General features: G+C 58.0%; 3 protein-coding genes. All 3 read right to left on the bottom strand.

The genetic code is table 11. The features are described from left to right. Window positions 1–167: 167 nt before the first annotated feature. The 3 genes from egtB to M0974_RS06170 all read right to left on the bottom strand — a co-directional run bounded on the left by egtB (window position 168) and on the right by M0974_RS06170 (window position 5,435). Window positions 168–2,315 carry an ergothioneine biosynthesis protein EgtB gene (gene egtB / locus M0974_RS06180; protein ID WP_297834084.1) on the bottom strand — a complete coding sequence of 716 codons (2,148 nt, stop codon included), beginning with the start codon at window positions 2,313–2,315 and terminating at the stop codon, window positions 168–170. Between the two features lie 176 nt (window positions 2,316–2,491). Next, window positions 2,492–2,854: a DUF427 domain-containing protein gene (locus M0974_RS06175; RefSeq protein ID WP_297834081.1), complete on the bottom strand. Its 363-nt coding sequence runs from the start codon at window positions 2,852–2,854 to the stop codon at window positions 2,492–2,494. A 244-nt stretch (window positions 2,855–3,098) separates the two neighbouring features. Further along, the gene (locus tag M0974_RS06170) at window positions 3,099–5,435 is read right to left on the bottom strand and encodes a heavy metal translocating P-type ATPase (protein WP_297834085.1); all 2,337 of its coding nucleotides are present in this window, start codon (window positions 5,433–5,435) and stop codon (window positions 3,099–3,101) included. Window positions 5,436–5,439: the final 4 nt, after the last annotated feature.

Raw genomic sequence — 5,439 nt, 5'->3', positions numbered from 1 at the left:
TACACCGATCTCGGTGGGAGCGAACTTGTTCGCGAAGGCCGCGACGCGGTATGTCTGGTGTACCGTGCCGCCTGCTTCCCGAACAAGTTCGGTCCCACAGGGTTCTCTGCATAGCGCAGGAATTGGGGTGGTTGGCGAGGCGGCGTGTCTGACACGCCGCCTTTCGGTCACGCCTTCAAACTAAACAGCGCCACCTGCGGCTCTTCACTCACCCAATAATCACTCACCGACCAACCAGCGCCTGCGGCCAGTGCTGTGAAGGATTCAATGGTGAATTTGTGCGAGTTTTCGGTGTGCAAACGTTCGCCAGCTGCGAAGTGGAACGTATGACCCGCAACCTTGGCCACTTGTTCGGTTTGACTGACCAAGTGCATTTCCATACGCGCTTCGGTTTCGTTCCATAGCGCAAGGTGTTCGAATGCCTCGACGTTAAAGTTACCGTCCAACTCTCGGTTGATTCGGGTCAATAGGTTCTTGTTAAAACGACCGGTCACGCCCTCGGCATCGTCATACGCCGCTACCAGAATGTCGACGTCCTTGACCAGGTCCACACCAACAATGAAGTGCGCCTTATTACCGAGCAATCCGTGGGCGGAACGCAGAAACTTCGCCGCTTGTGGGTGGGTGAAATTGCCAATGGTCGAGCCAGGGAAAAACCCCACGCAGGTATGCCCGGCCACATCGGCAGGCAACCGTAGCGCTCGGCTAAAGTCATCGATTTGCGGCGCTACATTCAATCTCGGGTAGCTTTTCTTCAGCAGCGCAGCGGCTTTCTTCAAGGCATTGGCGCTGATGTCGATGGGTACATACAAGGCGATTTGCGGCGCAGCATCCAGCAGCAGACGGGTCTTGTCGCTAGCTCCGCTGCCAAACTCAACCAACGCCGCCTGTTCTGGAATTAGCGCTGCGATGTGTTGGGCGACCTCTGCAAGCAAACCTGTTTCAGCCCGGGTTGGGTAGTACTCTGTGGTCTTGCAAATGGCTTCAAACAGCTCGGAACCTGCTGCGTCGTAGAAGTACTTCGGCGACAGGTTTTTCACCGGCGCCGACAGCCCGGCGATAACGTCACGGGCGAATTCGCTGTCGTGGCTGTTGACCACGCCTGGCTGGCGTGTGTCGCGGGCCAAGCGCAGGCCGGAAAACATCCAGCGTTTTTCCGGGCCAAAAAAGTTGCGGTACGTGGTACGCGAATGCCCTGGCGCAGTAATGCTGGCGCCGCCGCGCAAGACCATTACGTTAATCATGAACTTGCCGTTGTATTCACCTACTGCGCTGTCTGCCGGGCGAAACCCTGGGTAGGCGTTGTAAGCGCTTTGCGTCCATTGCCAGGCGACGTCGTCGACTTGCTCCAACAAGCCCGCTTCAGCGGCCGCTTCCCATTCGGCTTCGGTCGGCAGGCGCGCGTCGGCCCAACTGGCGAAAGCTGCGGCTTCGTAATAACTGATGTTGATCACGGGCGCTGCGGGGTCGATCCGTTCCAACCCACGCAGGGTCAGTTGCTGCCAGCCGTTTTCGTCGTGCTGCCAATACCCCGGGGCGTTCCAGTCATTGGCCTGCACCGTGGCCCAACCATCCGACAGCCAAAACCCGGCCGTGCTGTAGCCACCATCAGCCATGAACGCCAGCCATTCGCCGTTGGTCACCAGGCGGTCGCTGATCTCGAACGATTGCAGGAACGTAGTGTGCCGTGGGCCTTCGTTGTCGAAGGCAAAACCTTTGCCCTTGTGACCGATTTCGGTCAAGCCGCCTTTGAGCGGTTTGAACTGACCACGGCGTCCGGACACGTCTCTAGCCCAGCGTGGGTCATAAGCGGGTTTGAGCGAAGAAAGGCTGAACAGGTGCAGGATGTCCATCAACAACAATTCCTGGTGCTGCTCTTCGTGGGACAACCCCAACTCGATCAGGTCCGAGGTCGCCTTGTTCACCGGCGACTGCAATAGCGTGCGCATGTGTTCGTCGACGTACTGGCGGTACTCAAGCACCTGGCCCATGGCCGGACGCGTCATCAACCCGCGCTGAGGGCGAGGGTGACGTGGGCCAACGGCTTCGTAATAAGAGTTGAACAGGTAAGCGAAGGTTGGATCGAACGGGCGGTAATCAGCCAGGTTTTCACGCAGCAAAAAGGTTTCGAAAAACCAGCTAGTGTGAGCAATGTGCCATTTGGCAGGGCTTGCGTCCGGCATCGACTGGACGACCATGTCCTCGGCGCTGAGCGGTGCGATCAGGCTCTCTGTCCGGCTTCGAGTCATCAGATAACGCTTGAGTAATACGTTACCGGCGGGGGCGTTGCGTAGCTCGCTTAAGGTACTGGTCATTAGATTTTTTCTCCGGTGTATCCGTCGTTCGGCTTGGCTGCTGAGCCTTTGCCGTTCCCAAAGGATGCAGGGCTTATTGCGTTCTTTTCATGACCGGGCCGGGATGGGGCGCCAATGCACCTCGTCCCGGCCCGAAAAGCGATGAAGCATTACTGCTTGAAGCGCTTAGTGTTGCCCTATGCAGCCTCCACTTCGAAGGTCACTTTGTCTGCGTAGAAGGCAACGTGTTCCTTGATCTTCGCCACCGATGGGTACGCTTCATCGTAGGTCCATACGGCGTTTTCAGCGGTTTTGCCATCCGCCTCAAGGCTGTAATAGCTGGCGTCACCTTTGTAGGGGCAATGGGTTTGATGTTCGGTGCGCGTGTAACGTTCAGCCCGAATATCGGATCGAGGGATATAAAAAACCGCAGGATATTTAGCTTCCTCAAGTTTTAGGGCCTTGTTCGTTTGCGCGACAACGACACCTTGGAACTTGACCGTGACCTGTCCCTTGACGGGGGTGATGGTAATCGGATGATCGGGACCGGGAATTTTCATGGTGATCAGACCTCATGCGGTGGGTTGATGGCTCGAACTAGCGTAGTCCATCGCCCTGTCATTCCCCGATCACGGCGCACAGGCACGCTGTGTATCTGAGTAGCATTCAGGTGCTCAGGCCAGGTTCGGCCCGGATCATGGGCTGATGCAGGTATTAGTTCCAAGACGCATATGTAATCGCAGCGATTAGTTTTGCCTATAGAACCGCTGCCACCGCGACTCGGTTTTGCTCTTGCAGATGTGTTCACAACCCAGAAGGCCGCCAGGTTTTGAGCAGCAGTGCATTGCTGACCACTGAAACGCTAGACAGGGCCATGGCAGCGCCGGCGATCACGGGGTTGAGGAAGCCGAATGCGGCCAATGGAATACCGACCGCGTTGAACACGAATGCCCAGAACAGGTTTTGCCGAATCTTTGCATAGGTTTTGCGGCTGATGTCCAGCGCTGCGGGAATCAGCAGTGGGTCGCCGCGCATCAGAGTGATGCCTGCGGTGTGCATCGCGACGTCGGTGCCGCCACCCATTGCGATGCCGATGTCGGCGGCGGCGAGGGCCGGCGCGTCGTTGATGCCGTCGCCGACCATGGCCACTACGTTGGTCTTTTTCAATTCGACCACCATGGCCGCTTTATTTTCCGGCAGCACGTGGGCATGCACATCGGCGATGCCAAGTGCCTCGGCGACCCATTGCGCGCTGCCCTGGTTGTCGCCGGTCAATAGATGGCTACTGATGTGCCGCTCGGTCAATTGTTGGATAGCGTGTGCGGCGCCAGGTTTGAGGGTGTCGCCAAAAGCAAACAGTCCAAGGACTGCCGGGTTCGGTCCAACCTCAATCAACCAGGACAATGTTTGTCCCTCTGACTCCCAAGCCTGCGCAGGGGTGGCCAGCTCCGCCATGTGCAGCCTGTTCTCGTCCAGAATTCTCTGGCTGCCCAACACTAATTGCCGACCCTCCACCGTTCCGGTGATACCGCGACCCGTTAATGACTGGCTTGCGGTAACCAATGGGAGGGTCAAGGTGCGTTCTTTACAGGCCTCCAGCACGGCTTTGGCCAAGGGGTGTTCACTGCCACGTTGCAGCGCGCCCGCCCATTGCAGCAATTGTTCTTGATTGCCATCGACGGCCACTGCATGGCTGATGCGCGGTTTGCCAGAGGTCAATGTGCCTGTCTTGTCGAGGACCACTGCCGTGACTTCATGGGCTCGCTCCAAGGCTTCGGCGTCCTTGATCAGAATGCCAAAGCGCGCGGCAACCCCGGTTCCGGCCATTATTGCAGTGGGCGTCGCCAAACCCAGCGCGCAGGGGCAGGCGATCACCAAGACGGCAACGGCATTGATCAGGGCGACTTCCATGACTGCGCCAGCCAACAACCATCCCACCAACGTCAGCAGCGCAATAACCAGCACCACGGGGACGAAGACTTCGCTGACGCGGTCCACCAGCTTTTGGATCGGCGCCTTGGCCGCTTGGGCATCCTCGACCAACCGAATAATCCGCGATAGTACCGACTCGGCGCCGATAGCGGTGGTCTTGACCAGCAATCGGCCTTCGCCATTAATCGCCCCGCCGGTGACTTTATCCCCAGGTTGCTTGAAGACTGGCAGGCTCTCGCCACTGATCAACGCCTCGTCAGCGTGGCTTTGCCCGTCGATCACTTCACCGTCTACTGGGAAGCGCTCGCCGGGTTTGACCGACACCAGATCGTTAACGCGCAGGGCGCTGATAGCAACGTCCTGTTCTTGACCCGCGACAATCAGTACGGCGCGCTCAGGGCGAAGCGCTTCAAGGGCGCGGATGGCCCCGGCGGTTTGCCGTTTGGCGCGGCTCTCCAAGTATTTGCCCAGCAGCACCAAGGCAATCACCACCGCTGACGCTTCGAAATACAGGTGCGGCATGCCGCCTGATGGGGTTTTCGCCCATTCGTAGAGGCTGAGTCCGTAACCGGCACTGGTACCCAACGCAACCAGCAGGTCCATGTTGCCCGACTTGGCCCGGACGGCTTTCCACGCGGCGATATAAAAGCGTGCGCCAAAGATAAACTGCACCGGTGTGGCCAACGCGAACTGCGCCCACGGCGCCAACATCCAGTGCACGCCGAACGGCGCCAGCAGCATCGGCAACACGAGCGGCAACGCCAAAACAATCGCCAGCAGCGTCAGCAAATTCAGCGTGAAGCCAAAAACCTGCATCAGAAAAACCGCGCCGATGAGCGAAATGGGAATCGCCAGCAGCGGAATCAGCACGGAACGAAACGAGCCGAGAAATAAAAAGATGACGATTGAAACGATCAGCAGCGTGATAGTGAGTGTTCGGATTACTTCGTGAATCGCGTCGTTGATATATTTCGTCGCGTCGTAGGCGATTTTGGCTTGAAGTCCGCTCGGCAAATCTTTTTGGATGGACGCCATTTCTTTGCGCACCACCTTGATGACGTCGAGCGAGTTCGCGTTCGGCAAAGTCCAGATGCCCATGAAGACGGCGTGTTCGCCGCTGAAGCGCACTTCCGTGTCGTAATCTTCCGCACCGAGCGAAACGTCGGCCACGTCGCTCAAGCGCACGAGGTTGTCGCCGACGCGCTTGATGACG

It is taken from the genome of Pseudomonas sp., from assembly GCF_026224925.1.
Lineage (GTDB): Bacteria > Pseudomonadota > Gammaproteobacteria > Pseudomonadales > Pseudomonadaceae > Aquipseudomonas.
The sequence above is the reverse complement of the archived record's forward strand: the minus strand, read 5'-3'. Positions and strand labels throughout refer to the sequence as shown.

Excerpts from the sequence above, each read along its gene's own strand:
- egtB (WP_297834084.1), bottom strand. The coding sequence starts at position 2,315 with ATGACCAGTACCTTAAGCGAGCTACGCAACGCCCCCGCCGGTAACGTA.
- M0974_RS06175 (WP_297834081.1), bottom strand. The coding sequence starts at position 2,854 with ATGAAAATTCCCGGTCCCGATCATCCGATTACCATCACCCCCGTCAAG.